Origin of the sequence: Marinicella marina, from assembly GCF_030065545.1 — a bacterium.
GTDB lineage: Bacteria > Pseudomonadota > Gammaproteobacteria > Xanthomonadales > Marinicellaceae > Marinicella > Marinicella marina.
Genome location: NZ_JASJNC010000006.1, coordinates 1 through 22,700, shown reverse-complemented (window position 1 = coordinate 22,700; position 22,700 = coordinate 1). Strand labels below are relative to the sequence as shown.

Annotated in this window: 26 protein-coding genes; 7 read left to right on the top strand and 19 right to left on the bottom strand. The window is 44.2% G+C overall.

Annotated features, from left to right (window positions below):
• Positions 1-20 precede the first annotated feature (20 nt).
• From QNI24_RS10010 to ubiB, 4 genes are read left to right on the top strand one after another with little or no spacing between them, the layout of a single operon-like run.
• The gene (locus QNI24_RS10010; RefSeq protein ID WP_267176906.1) at positions 21-926 is read left to right on the top strand and encodes an NAD(P)-dependent oxidoreductase; all 906 of its coding nucleotides are present in this window, start codon (positions 21-23) and stop codon (positions 924-926) included.
• Complete coding sequence (ubiE, locus tag QNI24_RS10005; protein WP_267176905.1) at positions 919-1,665, top strand: bifunctional demethylmenaquinone methyltransferase/2-methoxy-6-polyprenyl-1,4-benzoquinol methylase UbiE; 747 nt, start codon at positions 919-921, stop codon at positions 1,663-1,665. Before QNI24_RS10010 ends, ubiE begins: the two co-directional genes overlap by 8 nt.
• Positions 1,662-2,294, top strand: coding sequence for a ubiquinone biosynthesis accessory factor UbiJ (locus tag QNI24_RS10000; protein ID WP_267176904.1), 633 nt, complete (start codon positions 1,662-1,664; stop codon positions 2,292-2,294). Before ubiE ends, QNI24_RS10000 begins: the two co-directional genes overlap by 4 nt.
• The gene (gene ubiB, locus QNI24_RS09995) at positions 2,291-3,925 is read left to right on the top strand and encodes a 2-polyprenylphenol 6-hydroxylase (RefSeq protein WP_267176903.1); all 1,635 of its coding nucleotides are present in this window, start codon (positions 2,291-2,293) and stop codon (positions 3,923-3,925) included. Before QNI24_RS10000 ends, ubiB begins: the two co-directional genes overlap by 4 nt.
• Before the next feature lie 89 nt (positions 3,926-4,014).
• On the opposite strand, the gene QNI24_RS09990 is transcribed toward ubiB, so the two are convergent.
• The 14 genes from QNI24_RS09990 to QNI24_RS09925 form a co-directional block, all read right to left on the bottom strand.
• Positions 4,015-4,566, bottom strand: coding sequence for a hypothetical protein (locus QNI24_RS09990; protein WP_267176902.1), 552 nt, complete (start codon positions 4,564-4,566; stop codon positions 4,015-4,017).
• A 64-nt stretch (positions 4,567-4,630) separates the two neighbouring features.
• Complete coding sequence (locus QNI24_RS09985; RefSeq protein WP_267176901.1) at positions 4,631-5,980, bottom strand: hypothetical protein; 1,350 nt, start codon at positions 5,978-5,980, stop codon at positions 4,631-4,633.
• Positions 5,980-7,401 carry a rhomboid family intramembrane serine protease gene (locus QNI24_RS09980; RefSeq protein ID WP_267176900.1) on the bottom strand — a complete coding sequence of 474 codons (1,422 nt, stop codon included), beginning with the start codon at positions 7,399-7,401 and terminating at the stop codon, positions 5,980-5,982. Before QNI24_RS09980 ends, QNI24_RS09985 begins: the two co-directional genes overlap by 1 nt.
• A 167-nt stretch (positions 7,402-7,568) precedes the next feature.
• Positions 7,569-7,757: a hypothetical protein gene (locus QNI24_RS09975; protein ID WP_267176899.1), complete on the bottom strand. Its 189-nt coding sequence runs from the start codon at positions 7,755-7,757 to the stop codon at positions 7,569-7,571.
• 11 nt (positions 7,758-7,768) lie between these two features.
• On the bottom strand, positions 7,769-8,071 hold the full coding sequence (locus tag QNI24_RS09970) for a hypothetical protein (RefSeq protein WP_267176898.1): 303 nt from the start codon (positions 8,069-8,071) through the stop codon (positions 7,769-7,771).
• Between the two features lie 17 nt (positions 8,072-8,088).
• Positions 8,089-8,412 (bottom strand): P-II family nitrogen regulator, encoded by a 324-nt coding sequence (locus tag QNI24_RS09965; RefSeq protein WP_267176897.1) that lies wholly within the window; start codon positions 8,410-8,412, stop codon positions 8,089-8,091.
• Positions 8,413-8,419: 7 nt separating this feature from the next.
• Entirely contained in the window at positions 8,420-9,427 is a 1,008-nt protein-coding gene (locus tag QNI24_RS09960; protein WP_267176896.1) for a sodium-dependent bicarbonate transport family permease, read from the bottom strand.
• A 95-nt stretch (positions 9,428-9,522) separates the two neighbouring features.
• Positions 9,523-11,322, bottom strand: a complete 1,800-nt coding sequence (locus QNI24_RS09955; protein ID WP_267176895.1) for an ABCB family ABC transporter ATP-binding protein/permease — start codon at positions 11,320-11,322, stop codon at positions 9,523-9,525.
• A gap of 191 nt (positions 11,323-11,513) precedes the next feature.
• Complete coding sequence (locus QNI24_RS09950; protein ID WP_267176894.1) at positions 11,514-11,879, bottom strand: hypothetical protein; 366 nt, start codon at positions 11,877-11,879, stop codon at positions 11,514-11,516.
• Positions 11,880-11,905: 26 nt separating this feature from the next.
• Positions 11,906-12,349 carry an rRNA maturation RNase YbeY gene (gene ybeY / locus QNI24_RS09945; RefSeq protein ID WP_267176893.1) on the bottom strand — a complete coding sequence of 148 codons (444 nt, stop codon included), beginning with the start codon at positions 12,347-12,349 and terminating at the stop codon, positions 11,906-11,908.
• Positions 12,350-12,374: 25 nt separating this feature from the next.
• A complete protein-coding gene (locus tag QNI24_RS09940) occupies positions 12,375-13,343 on the bottom strand; it encodes a PhoH family protein (RefSeq protein ID WP_267176892.1) in 969 nt (322 codons plus the stop codon).
• 16 nt (positions 13,344-13,359) lie between these two features.
• Positions 13,360-14,694, bottom strand: coding sequence for a tRNA (N6-isopentenyl adenosine(37)-C2)-methylthiotransferase MiaB (miaB, locus tag QNI24_RS09935; protein WP_267176891.1), 1,335 nt, complete (start codon positions 14,692-14,694; stop codon positions 13,360-13,362).
• Positions 14,684-15,277: an NUDIX hydrolase gene (locus QNI24_RS09930; RefSeq protein ID WP_267176890.1), complete on the bottom strand. Its 594-nt coding sequence runs from the start codon at positions 15,275-15,277 to the stop codon at positions 14,684-14,686. Before QNI24_RS09930 ends, miaB begins: the two co-directional genes overlap by 11 nt.
• Positions 15,278-15,339: 62 nt before the next feature.
• A complete protein-coding gene (locus QNI24_RS09925) occupies positions 15,340-16,068 on the bottom strand; it encodes an FKBP-type peptidyl-prolyl cis-trans isomerase (RefSeq protein ID WP_267176889.1) in 729 nt (242 codons plus the stop codon).
• Between the two features lie 306 nt (positions 16,069-16,374).
• Between QNI24_RS09925 and QNI24_RS09920 the strand changes: the two genes are divergently transcribed.
• Positions 16,375-17,151 carry an enoyl-CoA hydratase/isomerase family protein gene (locus QNI24_RS09920; protein ID WP_267176888.1) on the top strand — a complete coding sequence of 259 codons (777 nt, stop codon included), beginning with the start codon at positions 16,375-16,377 and terminating at the stop codon, positions 17,149-17,151.
• 45 nt (positions 17,152-17,196) lie between these two features.
• On the opposite strand, the gene QNI24_RS09915 is transcribed toward QNI24_RS09920, so the two are convergent.
• The gene (locus tag QNI24_RS09915) at positions 17,197-17,481 is read right to left on the bottom strand and encodes a hypothetical protein (RefSeq protein WP_267176887.1); all 285 of its coding nucleotides are present in this window, start codon (positions 17,479-17,481) and stop codon (positions 17,197-17,199) included.
• A 147-nt stretch (positions 17,482-17,628) separates the two neighbouring features.
• Between QNI24_RS09915 and QNI24_RS09910 the strand changes: the two genes are divergently transcribed.
• Positions 17,629-19,527 (top strand): propionyl-CoA synthetase, encoded by a 1,899-nt coding sequence (locus tag QNI24_RS09910; RefSeq protein WP_267176886.1) that lies wholly within the window; start codon positions 17,629-17,631, stop codon positions 19,525-19,527.
• Between the two features lie 93 nt (positions 19,528-19,620).
• Here the strand turns inward: QNI24_RS09910 and QNI24_RS09905 are convergent, their stop codons facing one another.
• The 4 genes from QNI24_RS09905 to QNI24_RS09890 form a co-directional block, all read right to left on the bottom strand.
• Positions 19,621-19,923, bottom strand: a complete 303-nt coding sequence (locus tag QNI24_RS09905; RefSeq protein WP_267176885.1) for a hypothetical protein — start codon at positions 19,921-19,923, stop codon at positions 19,621-19,623.
• Positions 19,924-20,062: 139 nt separating this feature from the next.
• Positions 20,063-20,428 (bottom strand): antibiotic biosynthesis monooxygenase family protein, encoded by a 366-nt coding sequence (locus QNI24_RS09900; RefSeq protein ID WP_267176884.1) that lies wholly within the window; start codon positions 20,426-20,428, stop codon positions 20,063-20,065.
• Positions 20,429-20,831: 403 nt separating this feature from the next.
• Positions 20,832-21,788, bottom strand: a complete 957-nt coding sequence (locus QNI24_RS09895; RefSeq protein ID WP_267176883.1) for a DUF2971 domain-containing protein — start codon at positions 21,786-21,788, stop codon at positions 20,832-20,834.
• A 133-nt stretch (positions 21,789-21,921) separates the two neighbouring features.
• A complete protein-coding gene (locus tag QNI24_RS09890; protein WP_267176882.1) occupies positions 21,922-22,350 on the bottom strand; it encodes a hypothetical protein in 429 nt (142 codons plus the stop codon).
• Positions 22,351-22,489: 139 nt separating this feature from the next.
• Between QNI24_RS09890 and QNI24_RS15470 the strand changes: the two genes are divergently transcribed.
• Positions 22,490-22,700: phage integrase N-terminal SAM-like domain-containing protein (locus tag QNI24_RS15470; RefSeq protein ID WP_430539211.1), on the top strand; the 211-nt coding region annotated here is incomplete at its 3' end.

Genomic DNA, 22,700 nt, shown 5'->3' with positions numbered 1-22,700 from the left:
AACCCAAGATAAAACTGAAAATGAGCGAAAACAAACTCAATAAAGTGGTGGTGTATGGCTTAGGCGCCATGGGCCGTCCGATGGCCAGAAACCTCAAAGACAATGAATTACTCATTGGCGTAAAAAATCGCACAGAAGGCAAAGCCATTGCGATCAGTAATGAGCTGGATTTACCCGAGTTTGAGGACGATGAAGAACTGTTTTCTCAAGCCGACTGTGTGCTGACTTGCGTGGCTGCAGACGATGATTTAAAACAAGTGGTACATGGTTTCATCGATCACCTGCAACCAGGTGCTGTGGTGATTGATTGTTCAACGGTCAGCCCCAACACCGCCAGAACTTTATCAGACGATTTGGCTTCACAAGGCATCAGTTTCATTGATGCCCCCGTATCAGGCGGCGTGGAAGGCGCTAAGAAAGGCTCGTTGTCAATCATGGTCGGTGCAGACCGTGAACAGTACAAAAGGGCGTCTGATGTTTTTGCAGCCATAGGCAGTCAAATCACTCACATGGGCCGAGTCGGCCAAGGCCAAGCCACCAAAGCAGTCAACCAAGTGATGGTAGCTGGTGTCGCTCAAGCAGTTTGCTCTGCCTTGGCCATGGCAGAAAATTGTAATTTGGATATGAAAAAAACCATCGAGGTTCTCAGCGCTGGCGCCGCGGGTAACTGGTTTTTAGAAAACCGAGGTAATACCATGGTCAACGATGAATTCAATGTGGGTTTTAAGCTCAGTTTACTCCACAAAGACTTAAAAATCTGTCAGTCCGCCGTGCAGGAGTCCGGCGCAACGTTACCTTTGATCAATGACAGCATTGAGGCGTATGCACAACTGATGGCAATGGGGCATGGCGATGAAGATATCTCCGCCTTGATTCGCTTAAAAAGAAAACTGTTTGAAAAGCAAGAGGATAAAGCCGATGAATGATAAAACCACCCACTTCGGTTTCAAACAAGTGGCTGCCGATGAAAAAGAAAATTTAGTAGGTAAAGTGTTTACCTCTGTGGCCAGCAAATACGACCTGATGAACGATTTGATGTCCGGTGGCATTCACCGCTTGTGGAAACGCCATTTCGTTGGCAGCAGCGGCATCCATGAAGGTGACTTGGTACTGGATTTAGCCGGAGGTACGGGTGATGTGGCCAAACTGATGATGCCGCAAATTGGTAAAACTGGTAAAGTCATCATCGGCGACATCAACCAAGCCATGCTGGATGTCGGTCAAGATCGCATGATTGACGCCGGCTTTTATGGCCGCTTTGAATGCATCCAAATGAATGCTGAGAAATTGCCTTTTGAAGACAATTCCATCGACGCCATCACCATGGCGTTTGGTTTAAGGAATGTGACCAACAAACAACAGGCCTTGAACGAGATGTACCGGGTACTGAAGCCCAGTGGCAAAGCCATGGTTTTAGAGTTCTCAAAAGTCAACAACGCCCTATTGAAAAAGCTCTACAACGTATACTCATTCAAACTGCTGCCAGAAATAGGTCACATGGTCACCGGTGACCGTGATTCGTACCAATACCTGGTGGAATCGATTGAGCAACACCCTGACCAAGAGACCTTACAGCAAATGTTTGAAGCAGCAGGTTTAGAGATGTGTTCCTATGAGAACTTGAGTGGTGGCATCGTGGCCATTCACAAAGGCTACAAATTATGAATGAAACGGACAACCAGCAACTAAAAAGTGGCTCAACGATGTTGGCTAAATTACTCTCAAATGCCATCCAAAAACTACTTAAGTACGACCAGAAATCCAGCAAAAAACTGACCCACCATGCTGACAAGAAGGTCAAAATCACCATCCAACCGATTAATCAATCAGTGGTGGTCTGTATCCATGAAGATACTTTAAGTGTTGAAACCGATACCTCGATAGAAGTAGACACCACCATCAGTGGCAAACCCACTGCGCTATTCGCCATGAGTACCAACCAACACATTCCTGGACTGGATGGTGTCAGTATCAACGGCGATGCCACCACCGGACAATTCATGGCTGACTTTTTAAAGCAGCTTGAACCTGATTGGGAGGAGGCTTGGTGTGATTTATTGGGCGAGGTACCCGGCTACCACGTCAACCAATTCATAAAAAGCATCAAATCCGCGGGCAGCAACTTAATCAATTCATTCCAAACCAGCAGCAAGGAATATTTGCTTGAAGAAAACCGTGAATTGGTTTCACCCAGAGAAATGGAAGCTTTTTTGGACAACGTCGATGACTTGCGCGCCGATACCGATCGGATTGAAAGAAAAATAAAACAAATAACCCAAACAGACAACCCATGAAACTATTCCGGCTTTTAAAAATTGCCCACACATTGGCCGCCTACCGAATCAGCGGACTGATGCCAGCCAGAGGCATCAACTTTTTTGCTGTCATCAACCTGCTCTCACCCTTTGGGGTCAAAGGTTTGAAGCACATGAGCCAAGGACAACGCGTCAGAGGGGCACTTGAATCATTGGGCCCAATCTTCATCAAGTTGGGCCAAACCCTCTCAACCCGGCCTGATTTGATCCCAGTTGAAATAGCCCAAGCATTGGAAAAACTTCAGGATGATGTCGAACCGATATCGTGGGATGAAGCCAAGGCAGTGGTTCAAGAGCAACTGCCTGCTGAAATCAGGGACCAATTCGCCTCTGTAGATGAAACAGCGCTGGCATCAGCATCAATTGCGCAGGTTCATGCTGCCCAATTAAAAAATGGCGATGAAGTGGTCATCAAGGTATTGCGGCCAGGTATTGGTAAACGCATCAAACGTGATGTGACTCTGATGCAAGCACTGGCCTCTTTCGCAAAAAATAATTTAAACCCAGGCGTGCAGGTAGACCCCACTGAAATAGTCGCAGAGTTTGAAAAAACCATTTACGATGAATTAGATTTACAACGTGAAGCGGCCAATGCTTCGGTATTAAAGAAAAACTTCAAAGACTCAAAAGATTTATACATCCCCAATATTTATTGGGACTTTTGCAAAGAGAAAGTGATGGTGCAGGAACGCATTTTTGGTATTTCAATCAAAGATTTTGCGGGACTGAAAGCCGCGGGCATTAACTTTGAAAAGCTGGCAGAGAAAGGCATTAAAATCTTTTATACCCAAGTTTTTCGGGATAATTTCTTTCATGCCGACATGCACCCAGGTAACATTTTTATCAGTAAGGAAAACCCTGAGGACCCTCAAATCCTGCTTTTGGATTTTGGGATTTGTGGCTCTTTACCTAAAGGTCATCGTGTTGACTTAGCGAATAATTTCATGGCTTTCTTCAAAGAAGATTACCGGCGCGTGGCTGAGTTACACATTGAGTCAGGCTGGGTTCCTGCAGACACCAACCTAGAGGATTTAGAGTCAGCCACGCGTACTATTTGTGAGCCGTACATGTCCAGACCGATTGAAGAAATTTCATTCGGTGAAGTGATGCTAAAAACATTTCAAATGGCCAAACGTTTCAAGTTAATTGTCCAACCAGAATTGATTTTACTGCAGAAGACTTTACTAAACATCGAAGGTTTAGGTCGACAGCTCTATCCTCAATTGGATATATGGCAACTGTCAGAGCCCATTTTGCGTGACATCATGAAAACACATTATGGCCCTGAACACTCTTTGGAAAAACTGAAAGAAAATCTACCCAAGTGGATCGAACAAGCAGCAGAAACACCGATGTTGGTGCATCAGTTGTTGAGTCTGCAAGTTAAACCATTGCCCAGACACATCAAAATCGAACAACAGCTGGAACATCAAGCCCAGATGCAGGAAACCAAGAAGAACCGCTACACCTTGTTAACTGTCGGTGGTTTGATCACAACCGCCTTGCTGTACAGCCTGGACCAATCAAGCACTTGGGTGGCCTGGAGCCCCAACTCGGCCATCATCACAGCTGGTCTCACTGCATGGATGTTTTGGAAATCAATTAAATAGAAGCCCAATTGGCACGGTCGTGCACCCAATTGGACTGCCTTTAACCCCACATTTGAGGGTCATATATAAGACTGAAGCAACTTGTTTTTTTAAGCCACTTCAATCCCCAAACTCGAAATGATTTTGTAATAACCGAATATAACGACCAAAAAGAAAACAAATAAAATCACTTCATGCTTGAAATGGTTGCTGAGGTAAAACTTCCTTTCTTTATGATGCAAAACATCCATCAACTCATCACCAAAACGAATCGATAAGAATGTGCCTAATGCGGAAAGCAAGATAACCAACCAATATGGGTTCGGTGTGGTTAATATAACCTGCATGGTTTGAGTGACAAAAGTGGTTTGGTAATACTGACTGAAATAACTCAATGCCAATAAATTGATTGCTATGGCAATCACCCAGACCACAACTTCAGACCAAATCATACGCACACCAAATAACAGCCTAATTGGGAAGTCCAGCATAAAACCTGCATCAGCGATTGGTGTACACAAAACAAAAAAGCTCCACGTAATCAGCGCAGCCACTCCACCTGTCAAAAAATCATACTGGTAACTCAGGTAAAAAAAGTAGGCGAATAAAATCGAACACAGCAACAAGAACTTTATCCATACTTGGTGGTTGGGTTTTTTCATAGAAAACTTAATCAAATCAAAATCATTAAACAGTTTTCTATTATGCCAAAGATGCAATTCAATTCTATTGATTTGAATCAACTTTATTCATGCGATGAATCATTTTTCTATAGGCCTGGGCGTGTTTGTTGTATTGAGGAAATTCCCCTAAAGCATCAATCAAAAGGGTTAAAGCTGGAATCATAGCAGTAAATTCGGGGTGCTTCTTGTGTATGCCATGTAACAACTTAATCACTGTTTTAGCATCATTTTGATCAAAACTGGCTTGTGAGATCAACAGTTTCAACGCAGGATCGATCAACTCAAAATCAGGGAGTTTATGTAACAAACGCTTGTAACTGCGACTGATAAGATCAGACCTGCCCTGCTTTTCCAATTGCAAAAAATAATTAGGTACAAATGTGGCCAATTCATCGGCATTTCTGGTCGCTAACAAATAGTCAAAATACTGCATGTTCAAAGCCAACTGATCATTGTTCAGACTCACTTGTTCTTTGAATATGATGTTGGCAGCATTGAACTCTCCCTCTTTGATTAATGCCGAAATCTTGGCCATGGCTATTTGATGAGAGCCACGTCTTTTGTTTGATTCACCTTGCAACCGAGCACTGTAACCCAATGCACTTTGGTATTGAAACACCATGTAGCCCATCAAATGGTGCAGCACAATCAAATAATAAAAGGTCACCGCATACAAAAAAACTGAATCCAGACTTGAGGGTACCCAAGCAACCAGCTGGTAAACCACTGCAATTGAACCGGACATGATCAATATAAAAGCCAGAATCAGGCCATAAGGTAATCCGATTGAATTCATCAAATTCAATATATTAGCTGGGCTCAATGATTCAAACATGTTGTCGCTGATGGCATAATTGATGATGATGGCAGGAAACGACAGTGTCACCAGCAAGGCCACCACCCCACCTAAGGCGGCACCCAGGTATTTATCCACGGCATAAGTCACTGTGCTGGTGATAAACACCATTAAAATCAACACCAACATCTTTTTGAAACCACCGACATAAGCTTCTGTGATTTCTGGTGGGGTCATGTAACCATCAGCCGTGTGGCTCAAACAACTCAAACAATATTTAAAGCCTGAGCCAAACAACGCCAAGTATATGACTAAAGCAAAAGGCAAATACAGCGCAATTGAGCACAACACCGAAAGCCCCAAAATAAACACCAATGATTGGGTTGCTAGTGGGTACTTAAAACTTTGCTGCAATCGGCGCCAAAAAGGTTCAATGTTACCAGGCCCACTGGCTTCAAGTTCATGATTACACTGGAAACAACGCGGCACTGGGTTGTACCTGGAATCGTCAACACAATGGTCACAACAGTTAGTTTCACAGTCAGGGCAGTAATACGTGCTGGTTTCTAACGGGTGGTATTTACAAGTCTGATCCATCAACTGAGCTCCTGGGCTAAGGCCATGTATTTATCAGTTTCAGCCCGATTCTCCAGCCGTTTATAAGCAAAAGCTATTTTTTTCGCCAACACATTCAAAGCAGGATGCTTGTTATCTGCCTGGTACATTTGTTGGAAGATTTTGATGGCCTCATCAATGTAGTCAGGGACAGTAATGAAGTTCCATGCCAACTTATATTGTGCTTCGGCATCAATCACCCGCTCATCTTTTGACAATGCCTGCCACATCTTTTCTATCTTGGCTAATTGTTGGTGATTGGGCTTGATTGTGCTCACCAATGAACTGAAGTATTCAGCAGCCATTTCGGGCTTTGTCACTTGCAGCAGTTTGTACTTCAATACTTTCAAATTGAAATCAGGGCCATAATCTGAAATGTGTTGGTTAACCTGTTTGAGCGCTTTATCAAACTGGTATTTTTCTAGGCTTTGATAAATTTGATTGAGACTGACCTGTTCCGGGTTGGCGGCCTGGTCCTCATCAATATATTGTTGGTTTAAAGTTTCTGGTTTTAACCAGACCAATAAACCAATCAAAATGGCACCGGTCACAAAGCCACCCACATGGGCCATAAAAGCCACGTTGGTTTCTGGCATAGACCACATGGAATACAGTTCATTGCCAATGTAAAACGGCAAAATAAACAGTGCCGGTGCCCGAAAGTAGCCCACAAAAACGAAGAACCAATAAAAGAACTCTATTTTCTTCAATCGGAATATACCTAAATACATCGCCATGACACCTGACACGGCGCCAGATGCACCTATCAACGGCACATCGCTGTCCAGATCCATAACAGCTTGAGCGAGACCAGCACCAATGCCTGTGAGTAAGTAGAACAACAAAAACTTTTTATGTCCTAAACTGGCTTCAACCGCAAAGCCACAAATAATCAGAAAAAACATGTTACCCAGCAGGTGCATGGTACCGCCATGCAAAAACTGATGGGTTATCAGTGATGTTATTTTGATGTCTTTTGCAACCAGCCCGTGTTTTTGGTAACTGACCTCAAACATCATGTCATGGATGTATTGCCTTTGGTACTCCCAATAAACGTAATAATCTGCGGCAAAAAATTCGGCTGCGTTGGCCAGCATGTGCTCATAAAATGCTTGGTCTTGGAGGATTATAAATGCCGCATAAGTGGGTTGTGGGTGGGCTTGAACTTCGCGAAATAAGTTCAATGCTTCCAGTGATTCATTGGCGACTAAGAAATCCTCATAAAGCTGTTTCTCATTGTCATAAATACCATCTGAAACATACAGATTAACGGCTTCTTCAAAATGATCGGTATCGCCGGTTTGGTAAACATAAAAAACCAAAACATTGATAACCACGATGGCAAACAGCACAAGCGGTGCATTTTGCCAATCAAAGCGCTTTTCAGTGGGTACTATAATCATTCCTTAATTCATAGATCTGCTGTCAGAGAGCCTCATTCTAGCTGACATCCTTCACCAGAACAAATAAACACAGTAAGTTATTGCTTTGTTGGTACTTTTCAAGGGCTGCATCGCCTGCCTAAGAAACAGACCTTCAGGGACTGGTTGATGCTTGAAATTTATGGCAGTTATTTGTGACTTGGCTTGGATAAAAATGCCAAAATCAGTGTCACAAAGGGTCCAATAAACAAAGAAAGCACCAACCACAACAAGCCGCTGCGATTTTTACCTTGAGCCAACACACAGTTGATCAATGCCAATGTGCCCCAACCTGCATAAAACTCATTGCTGACACCTGCTAAAAAAGTTGTATCCATTTTAAAACCTCCTAATTATCTAAGTCAGACCAAACATCATATTTATTGAAATACCAAAGCATAAAAGGCAATTCCAATAACAAATAGGTAGTAAGTGTAAACCAAAACCAGTTTACAGATAAAAACAACAAACTGAATTCGACACCAGATCCCCAATAAACCGACCCAACCACCATCAGCACCAAAGCGGTGGCAATCAAGTCATTGTTGATGATTTTTTTGATGTCTGCACCACAAAATTTGGGGTATATCCAGAAATAGGATAACAGCATCACCACCAAGTTCAGGCCTATGACATTAATTTCAGCTGACATCTTTCAAACCACCCACTTTATGAGAACTTTTCAGGACGCAATATCTTAATGTCTTCTAAGTAAGTGATGCCTGAATAGTTATTGAAGTATTTATCTTTGACTTGATCCATGATGGCCTCAGCCATGGCGTAATCATTGACAATGATTTCTATTTTGATGTTAGCAAAATCATCCACCACAGAAGCACGTTCGGTGGTGGATCTCATGTTGCGACTGCCCTTGCCGCCAGCGGGCACGATGGTGTATCCAGTTGCACCACACCCATCAATGATCTGACAAACGCCTTTGGCGATTATTTTTTCGGTGATGATAACCACCTTTTCTGCTACATGTAGAGTCATGATTGAATTAAACCTCGAAAATTGTTTGAGCCATCACGATAAATAATGGAATACATACTGCGATTGCCACTGGTGTACCGACACTGGTGGATGCACCAATGTAAGCTGATGGATTGGCCGATGGAATGCCACTGCGTAAGGTCGGCGGCCCTGAAATGTCTGAACTGGATGCAGCCATAACCGCCAACAACACCACACCACCTGGACTGAAACCCACCCAGTAATGTGCCAGTGTGCCCAATCCAAAAGCCAACAAACCATGTATTATGGGCGCAAAAAAGGCATACACGGCATACCACTGTGCAACCCGCTTCAGTTCATGGATTCTGGCATAAGCCTCCATGCCCATAATCAGCATCAAGATCGATAAGAAACCACGAAACAGCGGTTCATAGAAACTACCAAACACTTTATCTGGGGTGGTGAAAAGTCCCAGCGCCAAGCCTAATATCAAAGCCGATAACGCCGAGCCTTGTAAACTTTCTTTGATGATGCCCCAAACATTCACTTCAGTTGTGTTGCCTTGCTGCTGTTTTTTCATGTAAACATTGGCCAAAACAATGGCCAAAACCAAGGCCGGTATGTCCATGAAAGGATACAAAGCGGGCACCCAAGCCTCATAAGCAATCGCCTCCTCTTCCAACAACACCATGGCCGCGGCAAAAGTGGAAGCACTGACGGCACCGAACAAGCCAGCCGTGGCGTAACCATCCTCTTTTTTGATGCTCGATATGAATGAGAAGAACAAAATGCCCAGCAACACAATGACCACCCCAATGACGATGGTAATCACAGCTGGTAGAAACATCTCAGCCAGATTGGCGTCTCTGATTTCCATGCCACCTTTCAGACCGATCTTCATCAACAGCATAAAAACGATGAACTTATAAATGGCATCTGGAATGGTTAATTTGCTGCCGCAAGCCACCAACAACATACCACCAATCAAAAAACCCAAAGTCGGAGACTGGAATTGAGCCAATAAACGCAATAAAAAATCCGCCAAAAAGTCCATTAAAAAACACCCAAAATGTTTAAAGAATTGATGACAAATTGTATCACCTTAATTACCCACAAAGAAAAAAACCAAGTGTTCTGGCAGCAGCGGTTTTAAAAGCTTGTGTCCTCTTCCTCTTGTTGTGCTGCCCACAAACTGGCATAAACACCACCGAGTTTGAGCAGCTCTTGATGGGTGCCCTGTTCTGCCAATGCGCCTTGCACCAACACGCAGATTTTATCGGCGTTAACAACGGTCGATAATCGGTGTGCTATGACTAAGCTGGTGGTGTTTTTGGAGAGTTCGGAAATGGCATCCAATATCATCCTTTCAGCGTGGCTATCCAGCGATGAAGTGGCCTCATCAAAGACCATGATAGGTGGTTTTTTCAGAATAGTTCTGGCAATGGCCACGCGTTGTTTCTCACCACCTGATAACTTCAAACCGCGTTCACCGACTTGGGTCTCAGTGCCATCAGGCAGTTGCTTGATAAAATCATCCAAGTACGCCATGCTGATGGCTTTCTCTACGGCCTCATCACTGGCTTCAGGACAGCCGTAACGGATGTTCTCCCAAATAGAGTCATTAAACAGTACCGTTTCTTGCGGCACAATACCAATCGCTTTGCGTAACGAATTTTGAGTCACCGCCTTGAGGTTCTGATCATCAATACTGATGGCCCCTGAAGTCGGGTCATAAAAACGAAACAACAATTTGACCAATGTCGACTTTCCTGAGCCACTGGGACCAACCACGGCCACAGTTTGTCCTGCTTCAATGTTCAAGTTCAGCTTGCTGATGATTTCGCGATCTTGGCGGTAATGGAACGACACATCACTGAATGTTATTTGACCCGAGCTAATCTGCAATGCTGCAGCATCCGGTACATCGGTGATTTGAGGCGGGACATCCAAGATATTGAACAGTTGCTCGATGTTAATCATTGAAGTCTTAATTTCACGATAAACAAAACCGAGTGAACCCAGCGGTATGAATAATTGCATCATAAAGGCATTGACCAGGACAAAATCACCGACACTCATCTGTCCATCTTGCACGCCCAACACCGCCAGCAGCATCATGGCTGTCATTGATAGACTGATGATCAAGGCTTGGCCACCATTGAGCACAAATAGTGACAAGCGGTTCTTTCGTTTGGCTTGCTCTAATTGCTGCAGATTGACATCATAGCGATCGGCCTCAAAACTTTCGTTGGTGTAGTACTTGACCGTCTCATAATTCAGCAGGCTGTCAATCGCACGAGAGGAACTGGCTGAATCTGCGGTGTTGGCTTCCCTGAGAAAAGCCCGCCGCCAATTGGTGACTTTCATTGAGTAAAAGATATAAACAACAATTGCAACAAAAGTGGTCAAGCCGAAAGACCAGCCATACTGAAACAACAAAATTCCCACCACCAACAGGATTTCTATCAAGGCCGGTAAGATACTGAACACCATAAATCGCAGTAAAAAGCTGATACCACTGACACCGCGCTCAATGTCGCGCGAAACGGCACCTGTTTTGCGGTTCAAATGATAAGCCAAATCCAATTGATGCAAATGCACAAACACTTCATGCGCGACCCGACGCATGGCCCTTTCAGTCACCCGGCCAAATAAAGTATCTCGAATTTCTCCAAACAGCACATTGGCAAAACGCAACGCACCATAGACGAAAACCAAGCCCACCGGGGCCAATAACCACGCACTGGTGTCGGTGTTTTCTTTTGCACCTAATTGATCAACAATGCCTTTGACCATAAAGGGCATGCCCGTGGTGGCTAATTTCGCCCCCACCAGGAACAACAAAGCCAGAATAACCCGCCATTTGAATTCAGTGAGGTAAGGTACCAATCGCTTCAAGACGCCCCAGTTTTCGGCTTCGTTAGATTCAGGTATGGGATTTCCGCGCATGGCTTAAAATGAATTGAATAATGGGGTATTGTAGCAGCAGATTTTTCCATGGGTTCAATAACATGATCTTGCTAGCTCATCACCACCGATCAATGTTCATTAAAAGCAATCTAGATGCCGTCATTAGGTTGTGTTAACTAAGTTTTAAGCCATGCATTTCCTTGCAGGAGCATAGTTACAAGTTCAAAAGTTTATTTTGGCTTATCTGTCCACTTTTTCTTAGTACCAATTTTGTGACCAAACAAACGATGTGCACGTAAGGGCCCATAACGCCTTTTTTCCCTTTCTGCATCTGCTTTAAACCAAAGTCCAGGACGGGCTTTTTTCTGCTCAGCAATTTTAGCAATCAAATGTGCCACTGGCTTGACGGCTACCGAGGGCGCTACCGATAAAACAATGACAACAGGAATGACATACCCAGATGGAATGACAGTTGCTATTAAAATCACCCAAACCATAAACACCACCACACCCACCCATAGATACAGTGAAAAACTGGGCTCAAGAAGCCTCACCCTATCCGTTTCCGGGTGGTTGTCTTTTTTGGGATGAGACATATTTTGATAAACCTCTTAAGCTTCAGTTATTGATAGGGGTTAGGAATCTCCAAATGTGCCAATATCTCAACCTCCAGCGCTTCCATCTCATCGGCCTCATCTTCTTCAATGTGGTCATAACCCAATAAATGCAGTACGCCATGGATCATCATGTGCGCCCAATGGTGTTTCAGAGGTTTGTTTTGTTGTTCTGCTTCAGTTGTGACAATCGGCATACAGATGGCCAAGTCTCCCAAGTGATCGGAGTCGACAAAGTCTGGAATTTCTGAGGGGAAAGAAAGCACATTGGTAGGCCGGTCTTTACCACGGTAGGTTTGATTCAAGTACTGGCTTTCATCGGCATCAATGATTTTGATACAGACTTCACCTGTGGCTTGTAGTTTCGCTGAAAGTGGCGCCAGCCATTGCTCGAATTCGGCTGCTGCGGGGGCATTTAATTGGCCTTCGTTGATCAGCTCAATTTGGATCATTCAGTCCGCTGGTTCAGCACGATGATTAAGACTGAGATTTGGGCTTTTGCTTGTCATAAGCATCAACAATTTTCTGCACCAAGTTATGTCTGACCACGTCTTTTGATTTGAACCAACTGAAACTGATGCCTTTGATGTCTTGCAAGATTTCCATGGCATGTTTCAAACCAGATTTTTCGCCGGGACGTAAATCAATCTGCGTGATGTCACCTGTGACCACCACCGTAGTATTAAAGCCAGTACGAGTCAAAAACATCTTCATTTGTTCAACCGTGGTGTTCTGAGCTTCATCTAAAATCACATAAGCATCATTCAACGTCCGGCCGCGCATGAATGCCAAAGGTGCCACTTCAATTTCGTTTTTTTCCAGCATCTTTTCGACTTTGTTGTGCCCTAACATGTCATACAAGGCATCGTACAAAGGACGCAGATAAGGATCTACCTTCTCACTTAAATCACCTGGAAGGAAACCCAAACGTTCACCCGCTTCCACAGCAGGTCTGACCAACACCAAACGCCTGACTCGATCAGTCAAAAACGCTTCAACAGCACAAGCCACCGCCAAATAGGTTTTACCTGTTCCCGCTGGACCAATACCGAAATTAATGTCATGGGTGACGATATTGTGCAGGTATTCTTTTTGGTTATCAGAACGCCCGGTGATGACACCGGCTTTGGTTTTGATTGCAACTTCTTGCGGTTCGTAGTCAGGTTTGCTGGCATTACCGGCCAAGATGACATGTACAATCTCAGGATTCAGGGCTTCTTTGCGTGCCTCTTTGACCAGCAGATGCAGCATTTTTGCGGCCTGATTGACGTTACCCTCTTCACCTTTGATTTGAAAATTATGGCCGCGGGCATGGATGTCAGTCTCGGTATGTTCTGCCAGTAATTTAAGGTGAATGTCTTGTTGTCCATAGAGGTTAACCAGACTGCCGTTGTTGACATCGGTAAATTCCATGTTACGAACTGCTGCTTTTCCTGTTGCGTTCATTGTTTCTGCCTTGGCTTCATTTTTCATCAATCAGTACGCGACCTCTTAAAGAGTTTCTTAATGCTTCGGTGATGACCACGTCGACCATTTCACCGATCAATCTTTGGGGGCCAGCAAAATTGACCACCCGGTTGTTCTCTGTTTTACCAGAAAGTTCTTCATCTGACCACTTTGATGTGCCCTCAACCAGAATTTTCTGCGTGCTGCCCACCATATCTTGGCTGATTTTTGCCGCCATGTCATTGATGGTACTTTGTAAATGTTGTAGACGGGCTTTTTTCTCATCCATCGAGACCAAGTCAGGCATGGATGAAGCCGGTGTGCCTGGACGTGCCGAGTAAATGAAGCTGAAACACTGATCAAAACCAATGTCAGTGATTAACTTCATGGTGTCTTCGAAATCTTTTTTCGTTTCACCAGGAAAACCAACAATAAAATCTGATGACAAGCTGATGTCGGGTCTGACCTCACGTAATTTACGTATGGTTTGTTTGTATTCCAGTGCGGTGTGGCCACGCTTCATCATCGATAAAATGCGATCTGAACCACTCTGCACCGGTAGATGCAGGTAATTCGCCAATTCTGGCACATCGCGGTAAGCTTCGATTAAACCGTCAGTGAATTCTACCGGGTGTGAAGTGGTGAAGCGGATGCGCTCAATGCCATCAATCGCCGCCACATAATGAATCAACAAAGCCAAGTCAACAACCTCACCCTCGTGCGATAAGCCGCGGTAGGCATTGACGTTTTGGCCCAATAGGTTGACTTCTTTGACGCCTTGTTCGGCCAGTTTCATGATCTCAGCCAAAATGCCATCCATTGGACGTGACACTTCCTCACCACGGGTGTAGGGCACCACACAGAAAGAACAGTACTTACTGCACCCTTCCATGATTGACACAAAGGCCGAAGGGCCCTCTTTTCGAGGTTCGGGTAAGTTATCAAATTTTTCAATTTCTGGAAACGAGATGTCCACCTGAGGTTGTTGTTGCTCGTTTCTGGCGTTCAGTAATTCAGGCAAACGGTGGATGGTCTGTGGACCGAACACCAAATCCACATATGGCGCGCGTTTGATGATGGCATCACCTTCTTGTGAGGCCACACAACCGCCCACACCAATGATCACATCAGGGTTATTTTCTTTGATTTTGCGCCAGCGGCCCAGCTGTGAGAACACTTTTTCTTGGGCTTTCTCACGAATCGAACAGGTGTTGATTAAAATCACATCGGCCTCTTCTTCAACATCGGTGATGCTCAAGCCGTGTGACTTCAAAAGTACGTCTTGCATTTTGTCAGAATCATACTCATTCATCTGACAGCCGTGGGTTCTGATAAATACTTTACCGCTCATAGTTTTCTTCGTTCATTCTGTCTACTAATTGTACAATGATTTGGGCTGTTAAACCCCAAATCACGTCTTTTTTATATTCAAAAACATAATAATGTTTTTTGCCCCAAGGGGTCTTCACATGGTGTTTGGTACGGTTTTTATGGTCTTGGAAAAAACTAAAAGGCACACCAAAAGCTTTATCCACCTCATTGTGATCAATCACCAATTCACTCACGTCTTTGATTTCACCGACAAAGGGTGTGACGTGAAAGCCACTGATAGAAGGCAATCCATCCAAAAAACCCCACAGCTCAATGTGCTGACGTGCCACACCAATTTCTTCAAAGGTTTCTCGCAAGGCCGTGTGCTTGATGTTTTTATCTTGTGGTTCATGTGCACCACCAGGAAAGCTGACTTGACCTGAATGGTGCTTGAGTTGTTCATTGCGTTTGGTCAACAACACCCAAGGCTCTTCATGTTTCCAGTAAAACGGAAAAAACACCGCAGCAGCCCGCTCCATGTCACCCGATGCACCCAACCACAAATCTTCATCAATCAGATTTTGATTGAGGTGTGGTTTGATTTGTTGAGTGAATTTCTGCATGGCTACAAACTAAAAAAGGCAAGTCTTTAACTTGCCTCTTTCATTATATGCTGGGTTAAGGCTTATTTGATTTCAAGTAAATGCACATCAAAAACCAAAACTTCATTAGGACCGATCGGACCTTGTCCTTGAACGCCATAGCCCATTTCAGGTGGCAGGAATACTTGCCATTTGTCACCTTTTTTCATCATGGGTACAATTTCTCTCCAACCAGCCAAACCGATTTTAGTCATATCCATATCGACAGGTTGACCGTTTTTATAAGTACTGTCAAACTCTTGGTAGTTATCGAACACTTCAGTACCAATCAATTTGCCGCTGTAGTGAACTTGTACAGTGTCATCCAAGGTGGCGTTTCTGCCGCTGCCCGATTCAATGACGCGGTACTGGATGCCAGAGGCCAATTCTTTGATGCCGGTTTTGCTGCGGTTTTGCGCCAAGAATTCATCACTGCGTTTTTGGTTCTTATCGGCCAATTCAAGGTATTCTTCGCGTTGGAATAACTGAAGTTTTTGTTGGTATTTACCGTAAGCTTCGCTCATGGCTTCACGAGTGATTGAAGGCTCCTGTTTGGTGGCCGCCTCTCTCAAACCTTTCACTGCTTGTTCGATGTCTAACTCAAACTCACTGCCTTCACGACCGGCAGCTTGTAAACCCATGCGGTAACCGATGGCATAGGAAGCAGCCGCTTTATCAAATTGAATGTCGGCACTTTTAGGAACTTCTTGTTGGTTTTGTGCCATGGCAGTTACAGCTGTTGCCAAAAACATCAATGTAAATAATTTCTTCATTCGTAACCTCTTAACAAATTTAAGTGTTTTGTGAGCAGTCAGTGTCCATCTCAATAAGTCGAATCACAACTGCCAAAAAAATAGCGCTTGTACACCTGAAAATCTCAGATCGAATCAACCAAGTCGCTTTGCAGCGGCGTATTGTACGCCAGCATACGGAGTTAAACAAGACACGCAAGGCATTAATAAGTTCAAAAAAACACCCTGATTGGCCGTCAATTTGATTGATTTAACGTTATCCTAATAGATTGAGACCAGTTGGGTTTTGTTGCTATAATTTCCACTCCTTAAACCGACACCTGAATCATGACCAACGTATTATCTGAATTGAACAACAAAGTCCTTACCATCACCATCAATCGACCCGATAAACTCAACGCCCTGAATCAAGCCACCTTGAAAGAACTCAATGCCATCATCGACCACGCCAAAGACGATGATGAGACTGCCGTGATCATCATCACCGGTGCCGGTGAAAAAGCTTTTGTTGCAGGTGCCGATATATCAGAACTGGCCACCACAGATGCCATGACCGGCATGAAGTTTGCCAGCTATGGTCAATCGGTATTCAACAACATTGAAAACTGCGGCAAACCAGTGATTGCAGCGGTCAATGGATTTGCTTTGGGCGGTGGTTGTGAATTGGCCATGGCTTGTCATTTGAGAATCGCCTCAGACAACGCCAAATTCGGTCAGCCAGAGATCAAACTGGGTGTGATTCCTGGGTTTGGTGGCACCCAAAGACTGACGCGTTTGGTTGGCAAAGGTAAATCAATGGAAATGAACTTGTTGGGCGACATGGTTTCAGCCCACAAAGCCGAACAAATTGGCTTGGCCAACTGGGTGGTATCACAAGGTGAATTGATGCCTTCGGTAGAAAAAGTGGCACAACAACTGGCTCAGTCCGCTCCAATTGCCATCAGCATGACCATTGATGCCATTAATAAAGGGCTCGAATGCGCCCTGCCTGATGCTTTGGATTATGAAGTGAAAGCTTTCGGCATATGCTGTGCCTCTGAGGATAAAAACGAAGGCACTTCAGCTTTCTTGGAAAAACGACAAGCTGAGTTTAAAGGCAAATAAACGACCTTCTTTTAAGGTGCTTGTGTCACACAGGCACCTTGTTTTTCAACTTTTCAGCTTGTTATCAGTTTGCTTTCTGGCTCGTTGTATCAAATAAAAACCGGTGGCCAGGGCCATGGCTAAACCACACCACAGGCTTTCTGAAACCGACAACTGAAAGACGGCGTTGTTGATTTGGATCAAAGCATAACTCAAGGCACCAAATACCAGTGTCATGGTCACAATGACCAATGCCGAGTTGAGGACTTGATGCCTTTTCTCTGGGTTGGCTTGCTTCGTTTCTTGGTTGGTTTCTTGATTATTATCTGTGGATAATTCTGATGTGTTCATGGTCTTATACCTTTGTTTCTCTGAGGTAGAATAAAGTTTGATCCATCAAAAAACCGTGAATCAAGCAATAAATCACTGCGCCTAAAGTCTAATGGCCTGCTGCTAAAACATCATTCATAATGAATGTATCAGACACTTTTCGCGCTCATGAGTAACAACTACCGCACCACTTTTCAACAAGCCGCCAACCACCCAACAGCATTTTGGGCCGATGCAGCCCAACACATTCACTGGGATAAACCCTGGCAGCAGGTCCTGGACGACAGCAACAAACCATTCTACCGCTGGTTTACCGGCGGTGAGCTCAACACCTGTTACAACGCCGTTGATCGGCACGTCGAACAAGGCCGCGGTGAGCAAGCAGCAGTGATCTATGACAGCCCAGTCACTGGCGTAAAAACCACCTACAGCTACAAACAACTCTTAGACCAAGTCTCGCGCTTGGCCGGGGTATTGCATGACTTGGGTGTCTTTCAAGGCGATCGCGTGATCATTTACATGCCAATGGTGCCTGAAGCCATATTCGCCATGCTGGCCTGTGCTCGCATCGGCGCCATTCATTCGGTGGTGTTCGGTGGTTTTGCTGCCAAAGAATTGGCCACCCGCATTGATGATGCCAAACCCAAAGCGATTTTATCCGCCTCTTGTGGCATCGAAGTGGCCAAAGTGATTCCCTATAAACCACTGTTAGATCAAGCCATTGCGATCGCCACGCACCAACCCAGACACTGCCTGATTTTACAGCGTCCCCAAGCCACTGCCGGTCTACAACCAGGTCGAGACGTGGACTGGGTAACCGCCATGGAATCGGCCATGCCCTCGCCCTGTGTGCCGGTGGCGGCCACTGATCCTTTGTATATATTGTACACCTCTGGCACCACCGGCCAACCCAAAGGCGTGGTGCGCGACAACGGTGGACATGCTGTGGCGATGCAATGGAGCATGCAAAACATCTATGACATTAAGCCCGGAGAAGTGTTTTGGGCCGCCTCTGATGTTGGTTGGGTGGTCGGTCACTCCTACATTTGTTATGCACCCCTGATCAACGGCTCTACCACCCTGATCTACGAAGGCAAACCCGTTGGTACCCCTGATGCCGGCGCTTTTTGGCGGGTCATTGCTGAACATAAAGTCAAAACCCTGTTCACTGCCCCGACCGCCTTTCGTGCCATCCGCAAAGAAGACCCTGAAGCTGCGCTGCTGCACCAACATGATTTGAGCCATTTCAAAGCCTTGTTCTTGGCCGGTGAGCGTTGCGACCCTGACACCCTTGAATGGGCCCAACAACAACTCCAAGTGCCGGTGATTGACCACTGGTGGCAAACCGAAACCGGTTGGGCGATTGCGGCCAACTGTCTGGGTATTGAAGCTTTTCCGGTGAAGCCAGGCTCACCGACCAAGGCCGTACCAGGCTATAAAGTGCAAGTGGTTGATTCAAAAGGCCAGGAAGTCGCTGCAGGTGAAATGGGTAACATCGTGATTAAACTGCCCCTACCACCCGGCACCCTGCCCACCCTGTGGCAGGACGATGAACGTTTTGTCGCCTCCTACCTCTCGGCCTTTGAGGGTTATTACCTCACCGGCGATGCCGGTTACAAAGACGAGGATGATTATTTGTACATCATGAGTCGCATCGATGATGTCATCAATGTCGCTGGCCACCGCCTCTCCACCGGCGCCATGGAAGAAGTGTTGGCCGCCCATGAGGCCGTTGCAGAATGTGCGGTTTTGGGGGTGAATTGTGCTTTGAAAGGCGAAGTGCCCTTGGGCTTGGTGGTGACCAAAGACGGCACCGACATCAGCCAAGCTGACTTGTCATATGAACTGATCCAAGCCGTGCGCCAAAAAATTGGTCCAGTGGCTGCCTTCAAACAAGTCGCAGTGGTCAAACGCCTGCCGAAAACCCGCTCCGGCAAAATCCTCCGCGGCACCATCCGCGCCATGGCCAACGGCACCGAACACACCATCCCCGCCACCATCGATGATCCAGAGATTTTAAAGGAGATTGGTCAGGCGATTGCGGTGTTGGGGTATCCTCAAGGTTGAGGTGAATTTTTTTGACGTTAGGATTCAGCTTCCCCTATATGGACGGGAAAGCCGTTGCGGGCACTTTTACCGCTAGTCTACTGCAATGAATTGTTAGGTGTAACCTGTAATTAAAGAAAAACATGTATCTAAAACCAAAACATCATTATTTGAGGATAGCTGCTTAGATGCTTTTTCTTGCCAGTTTATTGCACTTTCTTCTATGGATAAACGGTTATCTCTACCATCGAATACAAGACGAAAAGTTTTACCTGATCTTTTTAAAGTAAGCCACCAAGAACCAAAAGCTTCATAGGTATAACTGTGCTCTAAAATTAAAGCTGGAATAGAGGCCATTTTAGAGGCTAATTCAACCATCAGGTTGAAATGTTTAATAGAGTATTGATGTTCATTCATTTATTTCTTCAGCTAACGCCTTGCTCAGTTGCGCAGCGGTTGTAGTGAGTTTTTGTGCAACAATGAGCGCAGAGAATGCACAAAAAGGAGCGTAGACCGCTGCGTCAACTGGATCAAATTGTTATGTTTATGATGCATATTACCTAAGTACCTTCGTAACTTGTACCTGATAGGATTTATACCATTTCTCTTTACCCAACTTCTGAGCTTCTTGATGCTCAGGATTACTATGCCAAGCTTTAATATGCTCTTGAGATGGCCAATAAGAAATTGCTATTTCATAATTTCCTTCTGTGCACGCTGTAAACTCCGTACAACCATATTCATCTATAGCCAAATTCCTCATGCGTTCAGCCATTGCTGAATACTGCGAATCCAGTTCTTTTATTTCTGCTCTAAATATGACTGCATACATGCCGTGCAAAAATCCTTTTTGAAACATAACGTTAAGCCCACCCGCAAATATTGCGGAGAGCGTTTTTGTGTGTTTATTTACTTTGTACATTTACTGCAGACTAACCGTCCAGAATTTGAGTACTGAGCTAATGATTATGCCAATAACAATTATTGAATAGAAAGCAGGTTTGTTTACTTTGTAACGATGCATTAACCAAAACCATAGATACGAATATAAGAAATCGAAAACGAAGCCTACGGTAATTATTACAAAAGAAGACGCAGAAATTGAACCTACAAATGCCGTATATAAAACGCTGATAACTGTGTATACAGAGGCATAAATAAGTGCTGTTTTTCTAGGCTTACAATTATCTAGTAAGTGTCTAACACAATAGATAAAAACAAAAAATCTTAAGAGTAAAGGTAGTAGTTCCAACTTGGCCCTTCCTTAAAAACATAACGCCGCAAATCAGCGGCGGTGCTTTTTGCCGTCCGTTGAATTTGCATTGTTAGGGCCGGTATGGGATTGATGATGCATGCACTTTCTCGATTAACCCATGCTTACCCTTAATTTCTAGCATTCTAGCCAAAGATCTCATGGAAAGCACAGAGGATGCAGTAGGGCCCAAAATAACCCTATCAATCAATGATTCAAGTGTGAGAGGTACATTACTACTGGGTATTTGACCTAGCTTCAATTTTAATTTTGGTTCAACCCCCTTATTCGATATATGGTAGCCGAACATTGGAGGATAGTGTGCCTTAGAATCTCGATCACTAAGATATACAAACCTCCATTCCTTTTCTTCTTGAAACCCTCTGTGTTTTGTAAATAGTGAAAATACTTTAAGTCTTTCAATCCAATTCCATGCTATGGAATTTAGAACTTCTTCCGACTTTTCGATATCATTCAGCAAATCTGCCAGCTGGTTTATTCGTTGATTTATCCATGAAATACGGTCTTCATTCGTGGCATAGTTTACCGGCGCGAGAATTATTGGTGATTCTTCATTAGGCTCTATTTTTTTTGTATCTATAACAAATGAAATCCCGTTCCCGTCAGCACCGTACCCTCTCCACATAGATAGAGACCCATCGAAATCATCATCACTATGCTGAGAAAAACACGAAATATAAGTATCAAGAACATGATTTTTATCGAAGTGGTTAAAGTGATAATCAAATATATCCATTAACCGAGCAAACACCGTTTCGCTTCCGCAAGCTCTGATCAAGGCCTCGTTCTTTTTAAACTCAGCAGAGCCCTGACTCATTCCAAAAATCAGCTCATCTGAATCGTTCATATTCAGCGGGTTAGAAAACCACAGCTCATCACCATTAACTATGCAGTCAAAGTTGGTGATAGATGTATAGTGTGCGAGTAGCGGAGTTTGATTTGGAAACTCAGCTTCGCTGTCGTGGTCACTCCATAGGGCTTCGTGGATTGTCTCGTTAATGTCTTTCATTTTCTATGTGGTGCCCTAACGCCAGTGTATGCCGAGCCAAACCGGGAGCGCAGTGTAGCCCCTATAATGGCCGCAGGCCAGGGGCGAAACGGAGCGAAGGTTTGGCTTCGGCATGACACTTTTGTTATGCATTTTACTGCTTATATTCATTTAGTTTGAACACTAGAACCATAGGGGGAGAACCTTGAGGGCCTCCATAGACAACTGTAATGTAGCCAGATTCGAGATCTTGCTGATTTAAACAAACAGAGCCAAGATCATGATGATCATCTTTCCCAATGAGTGGCACCTTAATTCGGGTGCCTTTAGAAGCTAATTGCCACCCCAGATTACTATTAGTTCTTTCATATGAAGCTCCCCAAATCTCTCGCTGGCCTAGTTCCTTAAAAGTTATCTTGCTTGAAAAAGAGGCCAAAACATCAAAGCACTCATTAAACTTTACATACTTTATTTCCAAATTAGCACCAAATTCATTAATGTTTTCTCTGGTGATTTCCCTTGAACCTATTGCGTAAGTTGAACTTGAAACAATAAACAATAGAAATGAAAGTATTAATTTCAACGCACTCTCCCGTATTGCATAACAATTTAATATATGTGCATTAATGCTGTATAACGCGATATTTGCGTATTTTAATGCACTTAGAAATCATGAATTTTAGCATAAGTCATTGATTTCTTACAAAGTAGGGATTTAATGTATGCACATATATCCAGTTATGGGCGGATATATTTGCACGAATGCATTAATTTACGCTGATTACCGGGTAAACGTGCATTTTATGAAATTATTAGATCGTGTTGCATTAAAAATAAAATTTTTACATTACAGTGAAAATACAGAATTAACTTACATTTATTGGATAAAGAAATATATTGTTTTTCATGGCAAAAGACACCCACAAGAAATGG

Coding starts and splice junctions, on each gene's coding strand:
- QNI24_RS10010 (WP_267176906.1), top strand. CDS start 21: ATGAGCGAAAACAAACTCAATAAAGTGGTGGTGTATGGCTTAGGCGCC.
- ubiE (WP_267176905.1), top strand. CDS start 919: ATGAATGATAAAACCACCCACTTCGGTTTCAAACAAGTGGCTGCCGAT.
- QNI24_RS10000 (WP_267176904.1), top strand. CDS start 1,662: ATGAATGAAACGGACAACCAGCAACTAAAAAGTGGCTCAACGATGTTG.
- ubiB (WP_267176903.1), top strand. CDS start 2,291: ATGAAACTATTCCGGCTTTTAAAAATTGCCCACACATTGGCCGCCTAC.
- QNI24_RS09990 (WP_267176902.1), bottom strand. CDS start 4,566: ATGAAAAAACCCAACCACCAAGTATGGATAAAGTTCTTGTTGCTGTGT.
- QNI24_RS09985 (WP_267176901.1), bottom strand. CDS start 5,980: ATGGATCAGACTTGTAAATACCACCCGTTAGAAACCAGCACGTATTAC.
- QNI24_RS09980 (WP_267176900.1), bottom strand. CDS start 7,401: ATGATTATAGTACCCACTGAAAAGCGCTTTGATTGGCAAAATGCACCG.
- QNI24_RS09975 (WP_267176899.1), bottom strand. CDS start 7,757: ATGGATACAACTTTTTTAGCAGGTGTCAGCAATGAGTTTTATGCAGGT.
- QNI24_RS09970 (WP_267176898.1), bottom strand. CDS start 8,071: ATGTCAGCTGAAATTAATGTCATAGGCCTGAACTTGGTGGTGATGCTG.
- QNI24_RS09965 (WP_267176897.1), bottom strand. CDS start 8,412: ATGACTCTACATGTAGCAGAAAAGGTGGTTATCATCACCGAAAAAATA.
- QNI24_RS09960 (WP_267176896.1), bottom strand. CDS start 9,427: ATGGACTTTTTGGCGGATTTTTTATTGCGTTTATTGGCTCAATTCCAG.
- QNI24_RS09955 (WP_267176895.1), bottom strand. CDS start 11,322: ATGCGCGGAAATCCCATACCTGAATCTAACGAAGCCGAAAACTGGGGC.
- QNI24_RS09950 (WP_267176894.1), bottom strand. CDS start 11,879: ATGTCTCATCCCAAAAAAGACAACCACCCGGAAACGGATAGGGTGAGG.
- ybeY (WP_267176893.1), bottom strand. CDS start 12,349: ATGATCCAAATTGAGCTGATCAACGAAGGCCAATTAAATGCCCCCGCA.
- QNI24_RS09940 (WP_267176892.1), bottom strand. CDS start 13,343: ATGAACGCAACAGGAAAAGCAGCAGTTCGTAACATGGAATTTACCGAT.
- miaB (WP_267176891.1), bottom strand. CDS start 14,694: ATGAGCGGTAAAGTATTTATCAGAACCCACGGCTGTCAGATGAATGAG.
- QNI24_RS09930 (WP_267176890.1), bottom strand. CDS start 15,277: ATGCAGAAATTCACTCAACAAATCAAACCACACCTCAATCAAAATCTG.
- QNI24_RS09925 (WP_267176889.1), bottom strand. CDS start 16,068: ATGAAGAAATTATTTACATTGATGTTTTTGGCAACAGCTGTAACTGCC.
- QNI24_RS09920 (WP_267176888.1), top strand. CDS start 16,375: ATGACCAACGTATTATCTGAATTGAACAACAAAGTCCTTACCATCACC.
- QNI24_RS09915 (WP_267176887.1), bottom strand. CDS start 17,481: ATGAACACATCAGAATTATCCACAGATAATAATCAAGAAACCAACCAA.
- QNI24_RS09910 (WP_267176886.1), top strand. CDS start 17,629: ATGAGTAACAACTACCGCACCACTTTTCAACAAGCCGCCAACCACCCA.
- QNI24_RS09905 (WP_267176885.1), bottom strand. CDS start 19,923: ATGAATGAACATCAATACTCTATTAAACATTTCAACCTGATGGTTGAA.
- QNI24_RS09900 (WP_267176884.1), bottom strand. CDS start 20,428: ATGTACAAAGTAAATAAACACACAAAAACGCTCTCCGCAATATTTGCG.
- QNI24_RS09895 (WP_267176883.1), bottom strand. CDS start 21,788: ATGAAAGACATTAACGAGACAATCCACGAAGCCCTATGGAGTGACCAC.